15 protein-coding genes are annotated in these 22,928 nt (G+C 53.3%); 10 read left to right on the forward strand and 5 right to left on the reverse strand.

Annotated elements, in window-relative coordinates:
- The first annotated feature begins 1 nt into the window (after position 1).
- Complete coding sequence (locus tag CCY01nite_RS16945; RefSeq protein ID WP_246129967.1) at positions 2-1,270, forward strand: type II toxin-antitoxin system HipA family toxin; 1,269 nt, start codon at positions 2-4, stop codon at positions 1,268-1,270.
- A 119-nt stretch (positions 1,271-1,389) separates the two neighbouring features.
- On the opposite strand, the gene CCY01nite_RS16950 is transcribed toward CCY01nite_RS16945, so the two are convergent.
- A complete protein-coding gene (locus tag CCY01nite_RS16950) occupies positions 1,390-3,777 on the reverse strand; it encodes a TlpA family protein disulfide reductase (RefSeq protein WP_146864324.1) in 2,388 nt (795 codons plus the stop codon).
- A 63-nt stretch (positions 3,778-3,840) separates the two neighbouring features.
- On the opposite strand from CCY01nite_RS16950, the gene CCY01nite_RS16955 reads away from it, so the two are divergent.
- Positions 3,841-5,913 carry a M48 family metalloprotease gene (locus CCY01nite_RS16955; protein ID WP_146864326.1) on the forward strand — a complete coding sequence of 691 codons (2,073 nt, stop codon included), beginning with the start codon at positions 3,841-3,843 and terminating at the stop codon, positions 5,911-5,913.
- A 13-nt stretch (positions 5,914-5,926) separates the two neighbouring features.
- Here the strand turns inward: CCY01nite_RS16955 and CCY01nite_RS26765 are convergent, their stop codons facing one another.
- The gene (locus CCY01nite_RS26765; protein ID WP_222614427.1) at positions 5,927-6,472 is read right to left on the reverse strand and encodes a hypothetical protein; all 546 of its coding nucleotides are present in this window, start codon (positions 6,470-6,472) and stop codon (positions 5,927-5,929) included.
- A gap of 192 nt (positions 6,473-6,664) precedes the next feature.
- Between CCY01nite_RS26765 and CCY01nite_RS16965 the strand changes: the two genes are divergently transcribed.
- From CCY01nite_RS16965 to CCY01nite_RS16990, 6 genes are all read left to right on the forward strand, one after another.
- On the forward strand, positions 6,665-7,285 hold the full coding sequence (locus CCY01nite_RS16965; RefSeq protein ID WP_146864328.1) for a hypothetical protein: 621 nt from the start codon (positions 6,665-6,667) through the stop codon (positions 7,283-7,285).
- A gap of 2 nt (positions 7,286-7,287) precedes the next feature.
- A complete protein-coding gene (locus CCY01nite_RS16970) occupies positions 7,288-7,932 on the forward strand; it encodes a hypothetical protein (RefSeq protein WP_146864330.1) in 645 nt (214 codons plus the stop codon).
- A 5-nt stretch (positions 7,933-7,937) separates the two neighbouring features.
- Positions 7,938-8,981 carry a sensor histidine kinase gene (locus tag CCY01nite_RS16975; protein ID WP_146864332.1) on the forward strand — a complete coding sequence of 348 codons (1,044 nt, stop codon included), beginning with the start codon at positions 7,938-7,940 and terminating at the stop codon, positions 8,979-8,981.
- Positions 8,978-9,676: a LytR/AlgR family response regulator transcription factor gene (locus CCY01nite_RS16980; RefSeq protein WP_146864334.1), complete on the forward strand. Its 699-nt coding sequence runs from the start codon at positions 8,978-8,980 to the stop codon at positions 9,674-9,676. The genes CCY01nite_RS16975 and CCY01nite_RS16980 overlap by 4 nt, the downstream gene beginning before the upstream one ends.
- Before the next feature lie 108 nt (positions 9,677-9,784).
- Positions 9,785-12,148 (forward strand): ABC transporter permease, encoded by a 2,364-nt coding sequence (locus CCY01nite_RS16985; RefSeq protein WP_146864336.1) that lies wholly within the window; start codon positions 9,785-9,787, stop codon positions 12,146-12,148.
- 54 nt (positions 12,149-12,202) lie between these two features.
- Positions 12,203-13,369 carry a M20 metallopeptidase family protein gene (locus CCY01nite_RS16990; protein ID WP_146864338.1) on the forward strand — a complete coding sequence of 389 codons (1,167 nt, stop codon included), beginning with the start codon at positions 12,203-12,205 and terminating at the stop codon, positions 13,367-13,369.
- A 120-nt stretch (positions 13,370-13,489) separates the two neighbouring features.
- Here CCY01nite_RS16990 and CCY01nite_RS16995 read toward each other — a convergent pair whose 3' ends face one another.
- From CCY01nite_RS16995 to CCY01nite_RS17005, 3 genes are all read right to left on the reverse strand, one after another.
- Positions 13,490-15,202: a RagB/SusD family nutrient uptake outer membrane protein gene (locus CCY01nite_RS16995; protein WP_146864340.1), complete on the reverse strand. Its 1,713-nt coding sequence runs from the start codon at positions 15,200-15,202 to the stop codon at positions 13,490-13,492.
- A gap of 31 nt (positions 15,203-15,233) precedes the next feature.
- Positions 15,234-18,554 carry a SusC/RagA family TonB-linked outer membrane protein gene (locus CCY01nite_RS17000; RefSeq protein ID WP_146864342.1) on the reverse strand — a complete coding sequence of 1,107 codons (3,321 nt, stop codon included), beginning with the start codon at positions 18,552-18,554 and terminating at the stop codon, positions 15,234-15,236.
- A gap of 678 nt (positions 18,555-19,232) precedes the next feature.
- A complete protein-coding gene (locus tag CCY01nite_RS17005) occupies positions 19,233-20,996 on the reverse strand; it encodes a tetratricopeptide repeat protein (RefSeq protein WP_186831112.1) in 1,764 nt (587 codons plus the stop codon).
- Between the two features lie 208 nt (positions 20,997-21,204).
- On the opposite strand from CCY01nite_RS17005, the gene CCY01nite_RS17010 reads away from it, so the two are divergent.
- The gene (locus CCY01nite_RS17010; RefSeq protein ID WP_146864344.1) at positions 21,205-21,822 is read left to right on the forward strand and encodes an RNA polymerase sigma factor; all 618 of its coding nucleotides are present in this window, start codon (positions 21,205-21,207) and stop codon (positions 21,820-21,822) included.
- An 83-nt stretch (positions 21,823-21,905) separates the two neighbouring features.
- A complete protein-coding gene (locus CCY01nite_RS17015; protein ID WP_146864346.1) occupies positions 21,906-22,907 on the forward strand; it encodes a FecR family protein in 1,002 nt (333 codons plus the stop codon).
- Positions 22,908-22,928: the final 21 nt, after the last annotated feature.

Consider the following 22,928-nt stretch of genomic DNA (forward strand, 5'->3'; position numbering starts at 1 on the left):
TGTGGCGAAAGCTGTATTACATAACAAACAGATTTACGTTTACGCTGACTGGCAAGAGCTGGGTACGCCGCGATTCATGGGCACTTTGACGGTAGAATCCGGCCGCGGAAGGGAAACGTTTTCCTTCTCCTATGATCAGGATTGGATGGTAAGTGCTTCTGCCTTGTTGCTGGATCCGGACCTGATGTACTTTACCGGGCCGCAATATCCTGTTAATGAAAAGACCAATTTCGGGCTGTTTACTGATTCATCGCCTGATCGGTGGGGCAGAGTATTAATGCAGCGCCGCGAAGCGCTTAAAGCCCGTCAGGAAGAACGTCGCGCACGGGCTCTGATGGAAAGTGACTATCTGATGGGTGTCCACGATCTTCACCGGATGGGTGCGTTACGGTTCAAACTGGCGCCCGATGGGCCGTTCCTGGACAATAACCATGAAATGGCGGCTCCACCTATTACATTCCTGCGCACGCTGGAAGAAGCCAGCTTGCAACTGGAGCGTGATGATGCTGCAGACGCGCCGGAATTCTCTCAATGGCTTAATCTGATCATGTCGCCCGGTTCATCTCTAGGCGGCACCAGGCCGAAGGCCAGCATCATAGATACCGCGGGGCAGCTGTGGATTGCAAAGTTTCCCAGCAGAAATGATGATCACGATATTGGTGGATGGGAGCATGTTGTGAATACACTGGGAGCACAAGCCGGCCTTAATATCGCGGAAAGTGCAGCGCATCGCTACACTCACCGTCATCATACATTTTTATCAAGGCGTTTTGATCGGGTCGGCCCTGTCCGCACACACTTCGCATCTGCCATGACGTTGCTGGGGCAAACTGATGGCGCTGGTGCGCAGGCAAATGTATCGTATCTCGATCTCGCCGAATTTATTGTGCAACATGGCGCAGCTCCAAATGACGATCTGGAAGAGTTATGGCGGCGAATCGTTTTTTATACCAGTGTAAGTAATTCCGATGATCATTTGCGTAATCATGGTTTCCTGCTTACGCCGCGCGGCTGGCGGCTATCTCCGGCTTATGATGTAAATCCGGTGTCTAACGCCACCGGACTCAGTCTGAATATTTCCCGGTACAACAACGAGCTGGACATCGAGCTAGTTCGGGAAGTAGCAGAGCGCTTTCGGGTATCGCCAGACAGACGAGAAGAGATTATCACCCAGGTAAGTGATGCGGTAGGCCATTGGGCAGAAGTGGCTGCAGATGTAGGGATTCCGCGCCGTGATATGGAATTAATGCGTAGCTGTTTTCTTCTTTAAGTCGTGTCTGTATTGAGTTGCACAGATTTGATCTGTTTTGTACCTCTGTAAAATAAATAGTTCTTTTACAAAGCAGATCAGAACCAGCGATTTCAACTGGTCCGCATGATCAGACCTGGTTAACGCAGTTCCTTGCTCACCGTTGAACTTTTTTCATCCGGCCTGATATTGCTGAACAGCTCCACGATCTTCCGCCAGTCCGTACCGTAATTCAGAAAGATCATCTTTCCCTCCGGGGACACCAGGAATTTGGAAGGGTATCCGCGGACGTGGTAGTCATACTGCACTTTGGTATCAGACAGCGCCGCGGGCAGCGTATACCCTTTCTGGCTGAAAAGGGCGTTCACTTTTTCAGCGTTGTCGAAGCAGGCGATGGAAAGAAATGCTTTTTCAGGATCGTTTTTCACCTGGTTGGCAAAGGCGTTGATCTGCGGCAGTTCTTCCCGGCAGGGATGACACCAGGTGCCCCAGAAATCGAGCAGCAGCCATTTCCCCGCGTAGTCCGAGAGGCGGTAGGTCTTTCCGTCCACTCCCTGCAACTCGAACGCCGGCGCTGTTTTCCAGGACCGCATCACCGATTGCTCAAAGAACTCCGCAAAGTTTTTTTCCGGCAAATGCTGTTTGAATGATTTTTGCACGTCGGGCAGTACGGAAGGGTCTGCGGAAATCTGTTGGGAGAGCACCATCAATGCTTCCTGGCTGGCGCCTTCTTTCAGCAGCTCGTCCGCAAAATCCTGGCGGTAGCTTTCCTTTGAGCCGAGCAGGGCGCGGTCATAGAAGCTGTCGTGCACATTTTCTTCGGGGGATTTCGGTGAAGCGGCCGCGGCCTTTGCGAGGAATATGAATGCCTGCTTGCGGTTGGTATGCTTCAGGGTATCGTATTTCAGCTTGTAGGCGTAGGCAAGGATGTTCTGTTCCGCGTGGCGGGTGTTGCTGGTGGAGTCCGCGGTGGTTTTTTCCAGTCTGCTGATGGTATTGTCCAGCAGCCTGCCGGCTTCCGCGGGATGCCCGCTCTGCTGTAGTTTTTTGTATAGCAGCAGGGCGTAGCGGCCGGCATTGCCTGCTTTGAAAACGGCGGGCGGGAGGTTGCGGAACTGGTTTGTGATGTATTGCAGGGAATCCTTGCGGCGGAGGTTTTTCGCCGCATGATAAAGGTACATCGGGTAGGTAACATGATGGATGAGCGTATCCGGATGATGGGCCGTTCGTTCGATCAGCATGCCGGCGTAGCGTTCACGTCCTTTTGATTCTTCGATCATCCTTTCGATCCGCTGCTCCGGCCAGCCGATCTTGCGGAAATGGGCAACGGCATCATCAATATTGAACTTCTCCGGACGTGCCAGTTCCTGTGCGAAGCTGTGCTGCACCCAGCCCCGGAAAGACTGGCGGCTGGCCTTTGACAGATACGTTATCAGCATCATGGCGCTGTCCGCATCCTGACCAATGGCATTTTGCAATCGGTTATGCAGGTGCGAGCTGTTGCCTTCCAGCAGGTAGATGGGCACCGCGCGCAGCGAATCATCATAGAGGTAGTGGCTTTCCTCGCCGGGCAGGCTTTGCAGGGAGCTGAGCTTCGCCTGCACATATCTTTTTTGCCGGCCGTATTGCGGATCGAACTTTGCAATGGCGGTATAGAGTTTTGCAGAATCCGTTTCCCCGTTCACGTTCAGCCCGTCGCTCCAGAAAGAGAACAATACGCTCATTTCCTTTAATGTAGCCGGTACAACGGGTGGTGTGAAAGACGTGTCCAGCAGTTCCAGTTGCATGTTGTCAGAAATCCGGAAAGCCTTGTTTTCGCCGTTGATAAGGCCGGTGCCGGTCACGTTGTTCTGCAGGTTTGCGCCGCGTATCTTTTTACCGGCATCGTCCCAGTCATATTCATAACGGTATTCCCGCCGGTCGCCGCCGGTTTTTTTAGCGGTATTTTCCCGCGCGGAGATATGCATGATGCCGCCGGGAGCGCCGGAAACCGAATACAATATGGAAGAATCCTTGCTTTGCCATGTTGGCTGGCCTTTCGGGTAAGTAAAGAATATCGCGTTGGTTTCCTGCAGCAGGTAGTACGGGAGGCCACTGGTCATTGCCTGCAGGTGATCCTTCCTGATATGCCATTCGCGCCCTTTCTTTTGCAGCACCTTCACCAGTTCCGGCTGCTCCGGAGGTGTGCCGCCCAGGGTCAATTCCACCGGTTCATGCAGCAGCGCCAGCTGCAGCAGTTCATCCGAAGAGCTGATGGAGGTTTCATGCAGACGGGCTGCGTCAAAATGCGCCTGCCCCCGGGTGTTGCGGTAATCGAGCAGGGTGCTTTCTATCCGCCATCTTCCTTCCGGCAGCTGTTCAAGCACTTTGAACCGGTAAATGGCCGTATTCGATACGGAATCCATATCCGTTTGATGGAGCGTTTTTGTCACTTTGTAAAGAAGGGTAGTGCCGGGCTGTACCTGGGCGGGGGCAACGGTGGCATGGCAGGCGCCCAGCAACAAGGATAATATCGTCCTGTATTTCATAGCTTTTATTTGGAGCGGTTAAATGTAATTATTAATTTCCAATTACATTATAAGTCTGTACCTATGCCTGATCTTTCTTTCTACCCGCCCAACCCCCTGTCGGTAAACCCCGGGCTGACCGTTCCCGCTGCTTCCTTCCGGAAACAGGTGATCCGGGTGATCGGTGCGATCATCCTGTTCTGTTTCGTATACCTGTTGCTGTTACTGATGGCCGCCGGCCTTGCCGCGCTGTGCATTATGGGCGGTGTTTTCCTGATCGTGAACATGCCCAAGCTGATCACGCTGATACTGGGATTGGGGATCATAGGCGTAGGGGTGATGGTGCTCATCTTCCTCATCAAGTTTGTATTTGCCCGGCAGTCCCACACCAATCCCAACAGGGTGGAGATATTCGAAGAGGACCATCCGGACCTGTTCGCTTTTATCCGCCAGCTGACCATCGATACGAACACGCCCATGCCACGGAAAGTTTTTATTGTGCAGGATGTGAACGCCGCCGTTTTTTATAATTCCAGCTTCTGGAGCATGTTCCTGCCGGTAAGAAAGAACCTGGAAATAGGGCTTGGGTTGGTGAACGTACTGAACCTGAGCGAATTCAAAATGGTGCTGGCGCATGAGTTCGGCCACTTTTCCCAGCGGAGCATGAAGCTCGGCAGTTATGTGTTCACCATGAACAAGGCCATTTATAACATGCTGTATGAAAATTCGGGTTACGATAAAACATTGAACGCCTGGGCCAACATCCACAGCATTTTCGCGTTGACGGCCACGCTCACCGTATGGATCGCGCGGCTTATCCAGTCCGTGCTCCGCGGCATGTACAGCGTCATCAACCTGCAATACATGAGCCTTTCCCGCGAAATGGAATTTCATGCGGACGCGGTGGCCGTATCCGTTACCGGCAGCGATATCGCCACCTCCGCGATGCGCCGGATAGAATATGTGAACGGCGGCATGAACTATTGCATCAACAAGGCCGGGGAACTCGCCGGCAATAACAGCGCCATGCAGAACATGTTCGAAACGCAACGCAGGGTGAACCATTATTTTGCGGACATCAACCAGATTGCGATGGTGGACGGCCTTCCGCATATTACCAACGAATGCCTGTCGAAATTCACCGGCAGCCGCCTGAAATATAAAGACCAGTGGGCGACCCATCCCTCGATGGAGGAGCGGGAAGAACGTTTCCGGCTGGCGGGGGTGGAGAATGCCGCGGACAACCGCAGCGCATGGGTGCTTTTCTCCGATAAAACGGGGCTGGAAGAATCCATGACCCGGCATTATTTTTCCGTGAACTTCCCCGATGCGGAAATAAAGGAAATGGTGGACAGCGAAACGCTGATCGATAGCGTAAAGGAATACCGCCAGCTGTATGAATTCCCGGCGGCGTTCAATGATTATTACGATAACCGCTCCTTCCAGCCCATCGATCCGGACCGCATTGTTCCCGATGCGCATTCGTTCGCGGAGCGGTATGATCCGGCCGTTGTGCAGCGCATCAAACGGTATTTTCAGAATATGCACGACCTGGCCTGCCTGCAGGCTATGGAAAGAAAAGAGATCGATGTGAAATATTTTCAGTTCGATCAGCAGCATCATACGCTCAGCGAAGCCGGCGGCGTGATAAAAGAACTGGAATCGGAAATAGAAACGGACAAGCAATGGCTGCTGGACATGGACCATGCGGCTTTCCGCTTTCACCAGCAAAATGCAGCCGCTGCGGCGGAGCTGAAGCAGGCATATGAACACGTGATAGCCCTGCAGGAAGAAGCTGGTCAGCTGGATGCCATTGTGCAGAAGATACTGGGGCGCATCAATTACCTTTACCAGGTGCAGCAGTTTTCACTGGAAACCCTGAAAAGCGAGCTGGATACGCTGAAAGCCGATGAACAGGCTTTCCGCGAAGCGCTGGAAAAGATACGGCGCAGCGGTGTGGTGGAGCCGGCTGTTGATAAAACTTTCGCGGAGGATGCGGCTACGTTCCTGGGAAGCCAGGCGGAATACATGAAAGACGATGTGGCGCAGGGGCCCGCGATCGTTGCGTTGTACGAGCTGGCTAACCGGACGGCCGTATGTTTCTCCAGGGCCATTGAGCGGAAGCGCAAGCATTACCTCGAAATGGCGGCATCATAAAACGCCCCGCCACTTATTGCAATGCCTGCACCTTTGCTGCCGGATAATCATTGAAAGATGCATCCGTATATGCCTGCCTGTTTAAAGCCGCTGCCGTGCCTGTGTTGGCAATGATCACGAGGCGGATACGGTGGTGCCAGGATTGCGTGGTGGGCGTGCCGTTCTGGTCTTTCCGGAGTAGTACGGACCCGACCTTCACCTCCGCCGTTACCCGTATATTCCTTTCCGTATGATAGGGAACCATGCCCCATCCCGAGAAATCTGACGTATACACATATACGAGTATGGTGCTGTTCTCAAGAACGCTCGCCGTAAGCACTTTGGGCGCCGGAACGCTGAGGTAGGAGTAGGTGCCAGAGGCCGTCCAGGTCATTGTTGCAATATCCTTTTCGTAGACCTTCACATTGGCATTCCCGGCGGGGCCTTGCGGGCCCTGTGGCCCTGCGCCGCCCTGCGGGCCTTGTTCGCCCTGCGCTCCCTGCGGTCCGGCAGGGCCTTCCTTGGAGCAGGAGAAAAGTAACAGGGGCACCGCCAGGAACAGAATTGAAAGCTGTTTCATAACAAAAATATTTTTGGGGTTTAGTGATGTAAAAATAGGAAGGAGGGAAGGAGGAGGGCAAGCGTATTTCTACCTGAATTTGCCATCTCGCGGGAGCAGATTGCAGCTTACCGCCCAAAATGCTATGTTTACCGAATAAATTTCATACCCCCCGCCGCGCCGGATAGCTTTACGGTATAAAAATCCTTCATCATGAAAAGAACGATCATTGTCACCACACTGCTGCTGTTTGCGCTCGGTTTCAGCGGATGCCTGTACACCCTGCATCCGCTGTTCACGGCCAAAGACCTTTCCTTTGATCCACGCCTGGCCGGCAACTGGAAGATCGACGAAGACAATACCGCGGTCTTCGAAAGAGGCAGCTCCGCATCCTTCAGCAGGTTGCCCGCCGCCATCCGGCAGCTGGCGGACAAAGCCTATACCGTTACCGTAAAGAACAAAGAGGGAGCAGTGGTACAAGCCTATTACGCCTTTCTGCTCCACATCGGCGGAAATCTTTACCTGGATTATTTTCCGGCGGAAACATCCTGGCAGCAGGCATACGATAGCTTTTACCGGCAGCATTTCACGCCGCTTCACAGCATCTACAAGGTCCGTTTCAATGGCGACCGCTCCTTTGATGCCAGCCAGTTCAATACGGATTACCTGCAGGGGCTGATCAACAAAAAGCAGATCCGCATTCACCATGAAACCCGCTTTGACGGCGCTACGCTCATCACGGCGTCTACCGAAGAGCTGCAACAGTACGTGCTCAAGTACGGCGATGTGCCGCAGGCTTATGAATCCGCATCCACTTACGAAAAAATCAATTAAGCATGAAAACGATCAGTTTATTCGCCATCGCGGCCATCATCATATTTTTACCGTCCTGCATCACCACACTGCAGCCGCTGGCAACGGAAGACAGGATGATCACGGACAGCCGCCTTACCGGCACATGGAACAGCGCGGAAGGAGAGATGCGCATAGAGCCGGTATTGCTCAGCCGCACCTACCGGCAGGCAAAGATCACGGACGCGGGGGGAGACAGCGCCCGGATGTCCAGGACCTATATGCTGTCCTACGAAAAGAACGGCATCCACTACAACATGTTTGCATCATTCATACAAGTTGGTGAACATTTGTTCATGGACCTGCGGCCCGCAATAATAGCAGACGCGCAAAGAGAAGATGATAATAACGGCTATGATTTTAACCCCGATTACATGCCCGGCTATACGATCGCAAAAGTGGAATGGAAGAACGACCGGCAGCTGGCGGTGCAGTTCGCGGACGGCGCTTTTGTACGACGGCAGCTGGAAAGCGGCCATCTGCGGCTGAAGCATGAGCTGGACGATCTGTTCGGCACCTGCATTATCAGCGCATCTTCCGAAGAGCTGCAAAAGTTTGTTGAAAAATATGCGGCCGACGAACGTTTGTTCAGCAACCGGAATTCCGTTACCTTGACGAGAAAAGGCTAAGTCGTATGCGTACCGGATTTTGGCTCTATCACCCCATTCCCCGTTTTTTACAACACCTCTTTTTCTGGGCATTCACGTATTTCATATTCGTGCAGGTCTTTAAATCAGGCGCCCGCGTAGCGAAAGTAGATTACATCTACGCGGCGCTTTTTCACGTCACTTTACTGCCGGCGGTTTACGTCAACCTGAAAGTATTGATCCCCTATTTTGCCAACACGGAAAAATGGGCGCGATACTTTGCGCTGCTGCTGCCGCTGCTGGTATTGTGCACCTGGCTGAATCACCAGTTCTTCCAGGAATGGTCGGTGTATTTGTTTCCGGATTTTTTTTTCATCTCCTATTTTTCCTGGTGGGAACTGACATTGTTCTTTGCTGCTTACGCAGGGCTAAGCGCGCTGCTGAAGTTCTCGAAGTCCTGGTTCATGGTACACGACCTCAAACGGCAGCTCCTGCAGGCGGAAACAGACCGGGTGCAGCTGGAACTGACAGCCCTGAAAGCGCAGATCAACCCTCATTTTTTCTTCAATACCCTGAACGGCATTTACGCCATGGCGCTGGAAAAGGACGAAAGGTTGCCGGGCACGGTGTTGCAGCTGTCCCACCTCATGCGGTATTTCCTGTATGAAACGCAGATGCAGTTTGTGCCGCTGGAAAAGGAATGGGCGGTGTTGCAGGATTACATTGCGTTGCAAAAGATCCGATCGGGCCATGCTTTGCATGTGAACGTGCAAATGGAAGGAGAGATCGCCTTGCAGCAGCTGCCGCCGATGGTGCTGATCACGTTTATGGAAAATGCCTTCAAACACGGCGCGCGGGGAAACAACGGGCAGATGCTGGTAGACGTATACCTGAGTGTGGAGCCGCGTTCCATCCAGTTCAGGCTGGAAAACACCAAAGGCACGGCAGACAATGCGGAGGCGGACAATCATAAAGGCGTTGGACTGGAAAACGTAAAGCGGCGGCTCGCGCTGCTGTATCCGCAACGGCATACGCTCAGGGTAACGGAGCACCGGGAAGATTTTGTGGTAAGTCTTAACTTGCAGCTATGAGCGTCGTATATCAATGCCTGGTAGTGGAAGACGAGCCGCTGGCGCAGCAGGTGCTGGAAAAATATATCCGGGAGCATCCCTGCCTGGAGCTGGCGGGCATCTGCGGCGATGCGCAGGAAGCGCAGCAGTTCCTGGCAAAGCAGCCTGTGCCCCTTATTTTCCTGGACATCAACCTCCCGCGGCGCTCCGGCATCAGCTTCCTGAAAGGATTATACCATCCGCCGCACATCATTTTTACCACCGCATACCCGGAATATGCCGTGCAGGGCTTTGAGCTGGATGCGGTGGACTATCTCCTGAAACCCTTTTCCTACGAACGTTTCCTGAAGGCGGTGAACAAGCTCCTGGAAAAAGCCGGGCCAACACCGGCACAGCCGTCCTCCATTTTTGTAAAAGCTGGCAAGAAGGTATACCGCGTGAACCTGGAAGACATACTGTACCTCGAGGCGGTGGACGATTACGTGAACGTTATTACACCCGCATCGCAATACCTGGTGCACGATACGCTGAAGAGCATGCTGGAACAACTGCCGGCATCGCAGTTTGTGCGGGTGCATAAAAGCTATATCATTTCAAAGGACCATATCGTATTCCTCGAAGGCAACTATGTGCGTGTGGGTACGAAAGACATTCCCGTTGGGCTTTCTTACCGCGATGGACTGCAGCAGCTGACCGGTGCAAAGAAGGGCCGGTAAGCGGTCAATGCCTGTCCGGAAACGAACACTTTAGCCCGGAGATATCTTTACAAAGGATTGAAAATCATATATTGATATTGTTGGCATATTTTTCCCGGATGCATCCTCATGATTAAGAACTACTTTCTCGTTGCCTGGCGGAACATTGTCCGCAACAAAGTATTTTCCACGATCAATATACTTGGTCTTGCGCTGGGCCTGGCCTGCAGTCTGCTGATCCTGTTATGGGTGCAGGATGAACTGAAAGTGGACGGCTTTCATGCGACCGGCGACCGGCTGTACCAGGTGTACGTGCGCCAGGCATATGATGGCAAAGTAGGCGCGGGTTATACCACGCAGGGCTTGCTGGCGGACGAACTGAAAAGAGAAATTCCGGAGGTGGAATATGCCAGCGGGTTTGAGGCCGTGAGGACTTACACCTTTGAGCGGGACGGCAATATCCACAAGATGAACGGCACGAATGCCAGCGGGGACTTTTTCCGGATGTTCAGCTTTCCGCTGGTGGCCGGTTCCATTGATCACGCATTGACGGCTCCTGAATCGGTGGTCATTTCCCGCCGCATGGCGGAAACTTTCTTCGGCAACGCCGCCGCCGCCATCGGCAAGCCGCTCCGTTACGAGAACAAGCTGGACCTTACCGTTACCGCCGTGTTCGAGAACATCCCCGCCAATTCCACCCTGCAATTCGATTTCCTGAGAAGCTGGACGGCCTATGTGCAGGAGAATCCCTGGGTGCACAACTGGGGCAATACCAGTCCCGCTACTTACGTGCAGCTCCGACCTGATGCGGACGCCGCAAAAGCGGAAGCGAAGATCAGGGATTTCATTTACCGCTACGCGCCGAAAACAAAAGACCTGACCACGGAACTGGGCTTGCAGCCTTTTCCAGAGAAATACCTGCATTCCAGGTTTAAGGACGGTCAGATCGATGGCGGCCGTATTGAATATGTGCGGCTTTTTACCATAGTATCCATTTTTATTTTGCTGATCGCCTGCATCAACTTTATGAACCTCGCTACCGCGCGCGCTGCAAAGCGGGCGAAGGAAGTGGGCGTGCGCAAAGCGGTGGGGGCGCAGCGTTCCACCCTGGCCTGGCAGTTCGTGGGAGAAGCGGTGCTGCTGACCTGCCTGGCCGTGATCATCGCCGTTGGCGTGGTAGCCATGCTTTTGCCGGTGTTCAACACCCTCACCGGCAAACAGCTTTCACTGCCCTTTTCGCAACCGGTTTTCTGGATGATGTTATTGGGATTGATGCTGGTAACAGGTTTTATCGCCGGCAGTTATCCGGCCATCTTCCTGTCTTCCCTGAAGCCCGTGCACGTGTTGAAAGGCGGCCTGCAATTCAGCGCCGGCGCGGCTTTCTTCAGGCGTGGACTGGTGGCTTTTCAGTTTATGCTGTCCATCATTCTCATCGTGGGCATGATCGTCATCTACAAACAGATGAAATATTTCCAGACCCGCAACCTCGGTTATGACCGCGAAAACCTGGTGTACATCCCCATAGAAGGCGACCTGGTAAAGAATTACGCGGTGTTCAAGGAAACGGCGCGCAACATGCCTGGTGTGCTGAACATCTCGAAGATGCGGAATTCCCCGACTTATATTGAGCATCATACCGGCAGCATCAGCTGGACGGGTAAAGATCCTTTGCTGGAAGTAGGTTTTGCGGATGCTGTTGTGGGATATGATTTTGTGAAGACGATGAATTTGCAGCTGAAGGAAGGACGCGATTTTTCGAAGGGCTTTTCCGATTCCGCCAGCTATATGCTGAACGAAACGGCCATCGCCAAGATCGGTTATAAAGACCCCATCGGGAAGCCCATTTCCTGGGGGAATCGCGAAGGCAGGATCATCGGCGTATTGAAAGATTTTCATTTCAGCTCGATGCACCAGACCATCGATCCGCTGATCATCCGCCTGGATGAAGACTGGACCTGGGGCACGATCATGGTGCGCACGCAGGCGGGGAAAACAAAAGAAGTACTGGCTGGTCTTGAAAAGCTGTGCAAGTCCCTGAACCCCCGCTTCCCGTTCACGTACCAGTTCTCTGACGAAGAATATACGAAGTTGTACCGGAGCGAGCAGGTGGTGAGCAAGCTCTCCGGTTATTTTGCATTCCTCGGTATTTTCATTTCCTGCCTCGGCCTGTTTGGCCTGGCTACCTTCATGGCAGAGCAGCGTACGCGGGAAATGGGCGTGCGCAAGGTGCTGGGCGCCTCCGCGCCGGACATCTTCCTGCTGCTTTCCACCAACTTCCTGAAACCCGTTGCGGTAGCTATTCTGCTGGCATCGCCGGTGGCCTGGTATGTGATGGAGCGATGGCTGGAAGGCTTTGCCTACAAGATACCTATCGACTGGTGGATATTCGCGCTGGCCGGCGTGATCACGGTGATCATCGCCCTGTTGACCGTCAGCTTCCAGAGTGTGCGCACCGCTTTTATGAGCCCGGTGAAGAGTTTACGGGTGGAATGATGGCTGCCGCGGCGGAAAAATTTGTACATTTCCGGTAGTTATCAAATCGCGCACATGGATCAACATTTGCTTGAGAAACTGATCCGCATCAGGCGGCAATTACATCTCCATCCTGAACTGGGCTTCCGGGAATTTAACACCTCCGCGCTGGTACAGCAGGAGCTGCACGCGATGGACATCCCTTTTGAAACACTGGCCGTTACCGGCGTGATCGGCAGCATCACCAAAGGCACGGGACCGGAGATCGTGCTCCGCGCGGACATGGATGCGCTGCCTGTGCGGGAAGAAACGGGGCTGGACTTCAGCTCCGTGGAGGAACAGGTGATGCATGCCTGCGGGCATGATATGCATACCACCATTTTACTCGGCGCCGCCGCCTTGTTGAAGGAAATGCCGTTCGAAGGTACGGTGAAGCTGGTGTTCCAGCCTTCGGAAGAAGGGAATGAACGAAGCCCGGAGAAAGGAAAATCCGGCGGGCAGCTCATCGTGGAAAGCGGGAAGCTGAACAACGCCAAAGCCGCATTGGGGCTGCATGTGCATCCGCTGCTGCCGGTGGGGTTGATGGGATTCAGGAACGGGGAGGCGCTGGCGAATGTATGCAGCTTTACCTTGCGCATCACGGGAAAAGGCGGCCACGCCGGCTCGCTGGAGCACGTCATTGATCCGGTGCTGGTGGCAGGACAGATCATCGTGGCTGCACAATCCATCATCTCCCACAACGCCACGCTGCAATCCGCTGTGCTGGCATTTACACATATGGAAACCACCGCGCCGCCGAGCCATAACGTGATCCCCCAGGGCACGGTGCTGCAGGGCTCGCTTCGCGCTATCAACATAGATACTTATAACCTCCTGCTGGAAAAATTCCAGCAACTGCTTAAAGGAATGGAAACATCCTACGGATGCAGCATCGAATTTGAACAGATCGCCTATTACCCAAGCCTGCTGAACGATGCCGGCATACACCACAAGCTCAGCGGTGTGCACGATGATGTGATTGGGAAAGGGAAGGTGTTGGAAGGTACGGTGCATCTTGTGGCAGAGGATTTCGCTTTTTATTCCCGCCTCATGCCATCGCAATTTTATTACCTCGGTGCGCAGGTACCGGGTAACGACCAGTATTTCCTGCACCATCCGAAAGTGACGTTCAATGAAGCCTGCATCCCTTACGGTGTGAGGTTTCTTGCGGAAGGGGCGCTGGCGTTGATCAAAAGTTCGTAAAAGCAGGGGCTGACCAAAAAGTAATGGTCAGCCCCAATTTATCCGGTATCTGATGGAAACCTGTTGTCGTTTAAGCAATTCTCAAAGCCTTCGTTTTAATTTTTAGTCATCCCCTTCATTTTAATTATTCTGCTGCAACGCCCCCTGGCTTCTGTCGATCTGCTGCTGCGGGATCGGATAGATAGCATCATTCGCGTCAAACGTCAGGTTGCGGTATGCGGAGAGCAGGCCGCCTTCAAACGAGGAATAGCTTTCCAGCACCTGTTTGGCAACGCCCCACCGCACGAGATCGTAGAAGCGGTGCCCTTCCAGCGCCAGTTCCAGCCGTCTTTCAAAACGGATGGCATTTCGCGCGTAGTCGGGGTTCGGGAAGCTGGTATACTGCCCTACGCTGTAAACGGCCGCGGGCGTACCGCCGATCTGTTTGGCCGGCAGCATGGAAGCGCGTTCGCGGATGAGGTTCACCAGCCGCATGGCTTCCGGCAGGTTGGCCGCTTCCACATAACATTCAGCGGCCATGAGGTAAACGTCCGCCAGCCGGATGATGTTCACATTCAGCCCTGTGATCTGTAACGAGCCCTGCACCGCCTGCCCGGAGAACTGCGCCTGCTCGATCATATGTTTCACGCCCACGAACGGCCCGGCATAGGCGGGGTCACGTATCCAGGCATCGCCCGCCATCAAGCCCCAGTCGCGGTACGGCACGCCTCTTCTCCCCACCGTATAATCCAGCCGCGGGTCCACCACAATTGTTTTGTCCACCTGGTAATTCGTCTTCGCCGTACCTGTCAACCCGAAATCGGATTTGATGGGATTGGTGCGGTAAGTGTTATCCAGCATGGGAAGCCCGGCGGGAGTCACTTTAAAAGAATTGACAAGATCGAACGTAGGCTGGAAGAAGCCGCAGCAGTTCACGGGCGCGTTGCCGTAAAATCCGCCGAGCATATCGCCGACGTTTGCATTGTCCCCGCTGCCGTCCGGGTTGATGGCATGCTGTGCGGCGAAGATGGTTTCGGGGCCGTCTTCTTTGGTCACATCAAAGTTGTCGGTGAACGGCATGGTGGTGATGCTGGGTTTGGCGTCGATCACATCTTCGAAATAAGGCAGGGCCTCCGCGTATTTTTTCTGATAGAGCAGCACCTTGCCGAGATAAGCCTGTGCCGCCAGTTTGTCGACACGACCAACCTGGTCCCTGGGCTTGGTGGTGGGGAGGTTTTCCACGGCAAAGCGGAGGTCTTCCTCGATCTTCGGATATACGTCCGTGTTATTAGGCACTTTGGCCGCATCCGCGGTGGAGGTGATCGTTTCATCCACGTAAGGGATATTCACGAATACGCGGCGGAGGAAGAAGTAGTAATGCGCGCGCAGGAACCTTGCTTCCGCCTGTATTTCCGTGGCCCTGGCTTCGGTCAGCTTGTTGCCGGAGCCGGCCTGTACCGCGGCCAGCAGGCGCAGCGTGTTATTGCAGCGGGCGATGCCTTCATAGTACCGGTTCCACATCACTTCGAGGTTGTCGTTGGTGCTGGTCACCTGGTACAGCTCTATCTGGTTCATGTTGGGCTGGTCGCCGTTGTTACTGCCTTTGTGGGCGTTGTCGGCCGCCACTTCGCCGAAAAGCCACTGGCTCGGGGCGGTGGAGTAGTTGCCCCATGTGCCGTTCACGTTCCCGTTCAGCAGGCCGTATGCGCCTATCAGCACGCCTTCCACGCCGTCCGGAGTTTCCAGCTGGGAGGTGGTCAGCTCGCCCTGCGGGTTGCGGTCCAGGAAATCGCTGCCGCATGCAGCCAGTAGCAAGCTCAATATCGGGAAGATGATGTTCTTGATCTTTTTCATCTGTCAATGTTTATTTCGTAATTCATAATCTTTAGAAACCTGCGGACAAACCGATCAGATATTGCCTGCCTACAGGGTAGATGCCGAAGTCAACACCGAGCGCGGAGAACGTACTGTTCGTCTGGCTCACTTCCGGGTCGAGGCCGGTGTACTTCGTGATCGTGAACAGGTTGGTGCCGCTGGCGTATATCCTGAGGTTGCGGACCTTTCCGCCGAAGAGATTTTCGGTGGGGAAAGTATAACCGATCTGCAGGTTCTTCATCCGGAAGAAGCTGCCGTCCTGCACATAATAGCTGGAAGAAGCATATTCAAAATCGGATGCGCCCCTGTAAGGCGACGGCGTTTTGCTGCTGCTGTTGCTTTCGCTCCAGGCGTTCAGCATGCGTGTGCTCGCCGATCCGTCGAACGTGCTGAAGTCTGTAAAATAGCGGGTAGCTTCATAGAGGTCGTTGCCCTGGGAGCCGTTGAAGAACATATTGATGTCGAAGCGGCGGTAACGCGCGGTGAGGCTTAGTGAATAAAGGAAATCAGGATGCGGGCTGCCGATAACGGTGCGGTCGTTCGGATTGATGACGCCGTCAGGCTTGCCGTCCGGACCGGAAACGTCCACATATTTGAGGCCGCCCACCCTTGCGCCGGAGTAGGAAGGGCCGTTGGTCACCTCGTCCGCGTTCTGGTAGATGCCCGCCACCTTGTACCCGTAAAAAGCGCCAAAGGGCGCGCCGGGAGCGAGCAGCGTGGTTTGCAGGCTGCGGTAGTCGCCGTAGACCTGCTGGGTTACAGAAGGCGCAAGCGATACCACTTCATTCACGTTGCGGGAGAAGTTCACACCGGCATCCAATGAAAAGCTTCTGCTGTCGATCTGCCCGTAATGGTAATTCAGCGCTATCTCGAATCCCTTGTTGCTCATGTCCCCGATGTTCACAAAAGGAGAGCTGCCCATACCGCTGGCCGTGGCGGGAAGCGGTACGGGGTAGAGCATGTCGGATGTTTTGCGCGTGTACCAGTCGAGCGTACCGTCAAACATGCCGTTGAGGATGGTGAAGTCGAGGCCGAGGTTCAGCGATTTCAGTTCTTCCCATTTTACCGCCGGGTTGTCGTATGCGTTCTGCCATACGCCGGTCATCACACCGGAGCCGCCATTGATGGGGTAGGCGGATGACGCGAGCGAGCTTTCCCAGCGCCGGAGGTACTGGAAGCCGGGGATGCGCTGGTTACCCGTTACGCCATAGCCCGCCCTGATCTTCAGGTCCGTCAGCCAGTCCGTTTTCAGGAAATCTTCTTCAGACAGGCGCCAGGCAACGCTGGCGGCGGGGAAGGTGCCGTATTTGTTTTCCGGGCCGAAGTTCGAGGAGCCGTCACGGCGAACGGTGGCGCTGAAGATATAGCGGTCCAGCAACGTATAGTCCACCCGTCCGAAGATGGAGAACAATGTGCCGATGGAACCGAGGCTGTTGTTGCTGATGTTGGCGGAACCACGGGAGAGGTAGTAGTAGTCCAGGTTGCCCAGCAGAAAGAATTCATTCCTGCCGCCATTGAGCTGCCGGTAGCGGCCCTGGTTGGCCTCGGTGCCTGCGAGTATGGTAAGGTCGTGGCGGTTGTTGACCTTCAGCTTGTAGGTGAGCGTATTGGTCCAGGTCCAGTCCACATAATATCCCTGGAATTCATTCAGGCTGTTGGCGTTGCTGCCTTCTGAAAATTCGAGGTTGGGATAGCCGATGGACATGCCGCTGTAGTTCTCGTAGCGGATGCCGATGCTGGATTTTGCGGTGAGCCCTTTGGCAGGGTCTACTTCCGCATATACGTTCCCGAAGAAGAAATTACGTTTGTTGACATTGTCTTTCGCGCGGTAAAGCATCGCCAGCGGGTTCTGCGCATTCCCTAATTTATCTCCGCGGCTGCCGGCAAAGTTGCCCATGATATCGTACACCGGGATGATGGTGGGAATGCGGTAGGAAAAGCCGAGCGGACTGCCTTCACCCTGGTATTCCCCCGAAACGTTCGGGTTTACGCCCACGCCGTAGAACTGCTCAAAGCTGTACTGCATGTTTTCACCGATGCGCAGTTTTTCATTGAAGGCGGAGAAGGTGGTGTTGGAGCGCACGTTGTAGCGCTGGTAGCCGGTATGCCTCACGATCCCTTTCTGCCCCATGTATCCGCCCGAGATGGAGTAGGTGGCGTTTTCGCCGCCGCCGCTGACGTTGAGCTGGTAGCTCTGGATCGGCGCGTTCCGCGTGATCTCTTTGAACCAGTTGGTGCCGGTTTTGTTGGCTCTGGTGATCTGGTAGAAGGTGGAAGCATCCCTGCTGTAATTGTATTTGGATGGATCAGCATCTGCCGGCGTAATATTCTGTCCGGTAGCCGAGCCGGCAACCAGGTATTCCGGCAGGGTGGGCGTGGCGCCGGTGCCGTAGTTGCTGCCGGTGGTTTCGGAAGTGCCCGGTGTAATGCCGGCGTTCTTGAATGACTGGAACAGGTAGTTGGCGTATTGTTCCGGGTTCATCATCTCGGGGAAGCTTTCTCTTCTCGGTACCTGCGTGCCGTAATACACGTCCAGCGAAATGCGGGGCGGCCCTTCAATGCCTTTGCGGGTGGTGATGATCACTACGCCGTTGTTGGCGCGCGCGCCGTATATGGAAGCGGAAGAGGCGTCTTTCAGCACCTGCATCGTTTCGATATCATTCTGGTTCAGCCAGCTCAGCTTGCCTTCATACGGAACGCCGTCCACTACGAACAGGGGATCATTGTTATTGATGGTGCTGAAGCCCCTGATCCTGATCTGCGGTGTAGCGCCGGGAGCGCCGTCGCTGATGATCTGCACGCCGGTAGCCTTGCCCTGCAGGGCTTCTACCGGGCTGGCGACAGGCTGCGCCTTTAACTGTTTAACGTTTACTACGGCCACGGAGCCGGTGAGGTCTTTCACTCTCTGTGCGCCGTAACCCGTCACTACCACTTCGTTCAGCGTGCTGTTGGAAGTGGCGAGTACAATGTCGTACACGCTCTTGCCGCTTTGCACGGTGAATTCCTGTGACGAAAACCCGATGGAGGTAACGAGGATGACATCATTCACTTTGGCGCTCATGGAGTATTCGCCTTTGTCATTCGAGATGGTGCCTTTGTTCTGCCCCTTTATCTGTATAGCTACGCCGGGAACGGGAGCATTGTCTCCCTCGCTGGTGATGCGGCCTTTGATCACCATGTCCTGGAATGCCGCTTCCGCCAGCGCCGTAACATTGCCTGCGGGGGGCGTATAGCCTGCATAGGAGAAGGAAATGGCGGTGAAAATGGTCAAAGTATGCAAAAGAGTGGTCCGCATTGCTTTTTCTAAAGCAACATTTGTCCTTTTTTTCATTGTTTGAAGGATTATTTTTCCAATAAGTTTTTGAAAGCGGTGCCGGTGAATACACTGCCGGCGGCAATGGTATTGCCTGTTGTGCTGCTAGGTGTCTGTTTTTTTCATAAACATTTACTGATTAACGTGGTGAGAAAATAAACCCTTGTCCCGTTGATATTCTTTCAACAGGCGTGGAATTTCGGGCTACAGTCAAAGCAAAAGAATGGCGCGCCGCGCTGACCGGGCGGCAGTAAATGATCTAAAATATTTCCGGATGTTGGCCAGCTAAGGTTCTCTCGATTTTTAATAAAACTGGCGGATGTGTCTGGGCAAAAATGAGCTTTCTTCGATTAGATTTTGGCTTTGAAATGCAGCATTTTCTTCAGACTGGACAGATGTTTTTTATAAGCATGAAAAAATAAGGGTACACAACGTGGTTTTCTTTGGCGGGTTAATCCATTCTATCTCAACTTTATCTCAACACTAGATAAATTTACATTTTCTTTCGAAGAATTCCAAAAATCAAAGGCCCTTTACGTTTTGCATTTGCTTTGATAGTATTTTGCCTTTTGATTGGAAACGGTATCACACACGGCCGGGAACCGGCCATGGTCGCTGAAGGAACAGGCCGGGTATGGTGGAGGTGAGGTGGACTTGAGGTGGACTTGATCTGCCGTTGATTTTGTGAATATGCTATCACCTGGATTTAGTACCCGGTTCGGCATTTACGATCGATAGTGGTTTAACGCTGGTCTGGAAAGCCGGGTGGTGGGGTTCCACATCGGCAAATCGCCATGCTTCGTCAAATGCCGGCTTGATCTTTTCCGCTTCGCTGTTTTTGTTTTGCGCAACTAACGAATGATATAGTCCTATCAATGCCCATCCGTTCTTTTTCCATGTTTGCAGATCCTCCCGGTAAACGCTTTCGGCTTCGCGGTATTTTCCGGCATCCAGCAGTACTGTTCCCAGATAATGCCTGACGGAGAAAAACCAGTCCGGCGGTTCGTTGTAATTCAGATCGTCTTCTATGGCTACAGCTTCCCGCAGCAAAGCAATGGCGGCAGCTGGATCGTTGTTCTTTACGGCTGCTTTGGCAGACAACACCTTCAGGGCTATTTGTACAAGATCAGCGGTGGTGTTGATGTCCCAGACAGTAATGTGTTGAAGTATGGTGTCGGCCGCCAATGTTTTTAGTTTGTCCAGCTCCGCTTTTGCACCGGAGATACTGTTCTTGCCCAGCAATGCCATTCCTCTTGCATAATGCCGGATGGCCCGCGGGTACACCAGGTCTTTCGGCGGCGCGGGAATGGAAAGAATCGTATCCCACATGCCAAACTTGACCGCAACGTAATACGGTATCGTATAGTAATGCTGCAAGGTGCCCCATTCCGGTAGATGCATGATATCCTGCGCGGTGTGTTCCTGCAGTTTCTTTGCGGCCTTCCATGCCATTGCGGAATTGCCTTCAAGCGTTGCCAGCGCCGCCAGGAAATGATAATTATGCGGATAATAGGCAAGCGGGTACGCTCCTTGCGCATGACAGGCGGCAGCGTAGCTGCTGTCAACTTCCACGGCGCGTATATTGGAAAGTGCGCCTGCATGATAATCGCCGGTATTGATATAGATATGTGAAGGCATGTGCACTAAATGTCCGGCGCCCGGCACCAGGGTATCCAGCGCCCGGGCGCTGGGCAGTGCTTTTTCAGGAGTGGCGGATGCTTCCAGCGCATGAATATAGAAGTGATGCGCTCCCGGATGCCGGGGATTCAGTTTGATCAGGTGTTCCAGTACCGCCAGCAATTCCTGCGTCCAGGGATGGGGCTTCTTTGTTTTCTTTTCATACAGGTCCCAGGGATGAATATCCATCAATGCTTCCGCATACAGGGCGCCGATATCAGGGTCCGCCGGATATTGCTCATATACTTTTTTCATCGATGCCGCATAGGCGATGTCCAACGGTTTCCGGTCTGATGGAGCAGGCATTGCATAGCGGGAAGTCAACGCATGGATAAGTGCTTTTTCTTTTCCGGTGCACGGTGCATCGAGGGACTTTGCTTTAGCCGCCGCTTCATAGGCGCGCTGAAAATTATCTTCTTCCATGCCTCCATTGTAATTGGGGCCCAGCACATAAGCATACCCCCAATACGCCATGGCGCAGGTAGTATCCAGCCGGGCGGCTTCGTAAAAAGACCGCGCTGCTTCCGCATGGTTAAAGCCATACAGCAACATCATGCCCTGGTTGAAGTATTCCTGCGCTTCTTTATTTTTTGTGGAGATACTGAAATTTATGCCTTCCAGTCCTTCCAGCCTGGGCGCCTTTTTGCCGGAAGCATACCAGTCTTTGTCCGTTACCCTGGTAGGGTAACAGGAAATATCCGGTGCTTTTTGGGAGGTTTTAGTGTTGTTATTACACGCAATGAGGAGTAAAATCGGGGTAAATACCAGGTAGTGAGGTTTCATAATCCCTGTATTAAGGTCTTTAAAGATTTGGGGAATAGTAGATTTTGGGCAATACTAATTTACAAAATAGATCGCAGATTTTAAATATTAAAGAGGAGATAAATTTGACGACACATTAAGTGTTAATTTGATGTATAATCTTTGTGATCTCCGCTAAATAAGAAGGAGATTTGCATCCTAACGATCCGCTGTATATCTTTAGCAGCGCGTGACCAGTAGTAACAAAATCTTAAATCCGGGCGAATCTTATGCCAGCCTGCCTGATAAAGCGCTTTGGAGCAAGTTGATAGAAGGCGATAAAGACGCATTGGCCTTCATCTACCGGTCATATTTCACTTCCCTTTTTAAGTACGGCATGAAGCTGAACCCGGACGAAAGCCTCGTCAAGGACAGCATCCACGATATCTTCGTCAGCATCTGGTTGAGCCGGGAACGCCTGTCCCTTACCGATTCCATCAAGTATTACCTGCTCGCCAGCCTGAAAAGAAAGATCTCCGCGCAATTGCAGAAAGGTCAGCCGGACGGGTTGCTGGAACACCTTTCCGGTAGCGAGCATTCCCCGGAAGATGCGCTGATCGGGGAGCAGTCCGGCCTGGAGCTGCGGGCAAAGCTCGCAAAGGTAATGGACCAGCTGCCGCCGCGCCAGAAGGAGATCCTGCACCTCCGCTTTTACGAAGGGCTGGACCCCCGGCAGACGGCCGCCATTATGGACCTGAGCATTAATTCGGCTTACGTGCTGCTGTCCAAAGCGCTGAACTATCTGAAAAAGCACAGCGACCAGATCATGATCAGTCTTTTTTTACTGCTCGAAGTGATTCATTATTAATTATTTGTGAATTTTTTTAAAAATAGGCGGAAAATGGCGCTAAGATTCCGGCCATTCCCTGCTTTATCAGTTAAGTACCGATAATGACTTCCAGAGATTTTTCTACAGAGGATTTTTTACAACATCCCGGTTTCCGCAAATGGGTGCTGGAAGAGGATGCAACCGAGGCTGCCTTCTGGGCGGATTGGGTGCGGCAGCATCCGGACCGGCAGGGCGACCTGCTGAAGGCAAAGGAAATGCTGCTGCTGATAGGTTCGGAGCACACGCCCGCGGCCACTGATGAAGCAGCAACATGGAGCAGGATACTGGACACCATCGGCAGCGCCAGGGTGATCACGCTTCCGCGCAAAAGGAGCTTCATCCGCCGCTGGATGCCTTATGCCGCCGCAGTAGCGGGCATTGTTGCCGCCGCATACCTGGTGCAGTTAAATTATGGCAATAAAGAAGTACGGTATGACACGGTGATGGGCGAACTGCGTACCATCGAACTGCCGGACCATTCCGTTATAAAACTGAACGTCAACTCCAACATCCGCTATGCGAAAAGCTGGGACAAAGACCAGCCGCGCGAGATATGGCTGGAGGGAGAAGCTTTCTTTTCCGTGACGCATCAGCTTAACAGCCAGCCCTTCATTGTGCATACCAATGATGTGGACATACGGGTGCTCGGTACCGAGTTCAACGTGAATACCCGCCGCGTGCAGACGCAGGTGGTGCTGGCAAAAGGAAAGGTGCAGCTGAAGCTGAACGGCCCGGAAGCGGAGCCGATCACCATGAAGCCGGGGGATATGATCGTATATTCCGCCGCCACGGCCGCGCTGACCAACAAGCAGGTAGACCCGGAAGCCTACGCTTCCTGGCGCAGCAAGGAGCTTCGCTTCAACGAAGCCACCATTACCGAAGTGATCAGGTCCCTGCAGGACAATATGGGCATCACTGTAGAGCTGGCGGATACCGCCATCGGATCACAGACATTTACAGGTACTATACCGCTTGATAACATCGAGGTGTTCTTCAGAACATTGTCACGCTCTTTTGATTTGCAAACAGAACAAACAGGAACGAAGACTTACAGGATCAAATAGTATCAACTGAAATTTTTTAAT

Origin of the sequence: Chitinophaga cymbidii (assembly GCF_007992715.1) — a bacterium.
In the GTDB taxonomy this organism is placed as follows: domain Bacteria; phylum Bacteroidota; class Bacteroidia; order Chitinophagales; family Chitinophagaceae; genus Chitinophaga; species Chitinophaga cymbidii.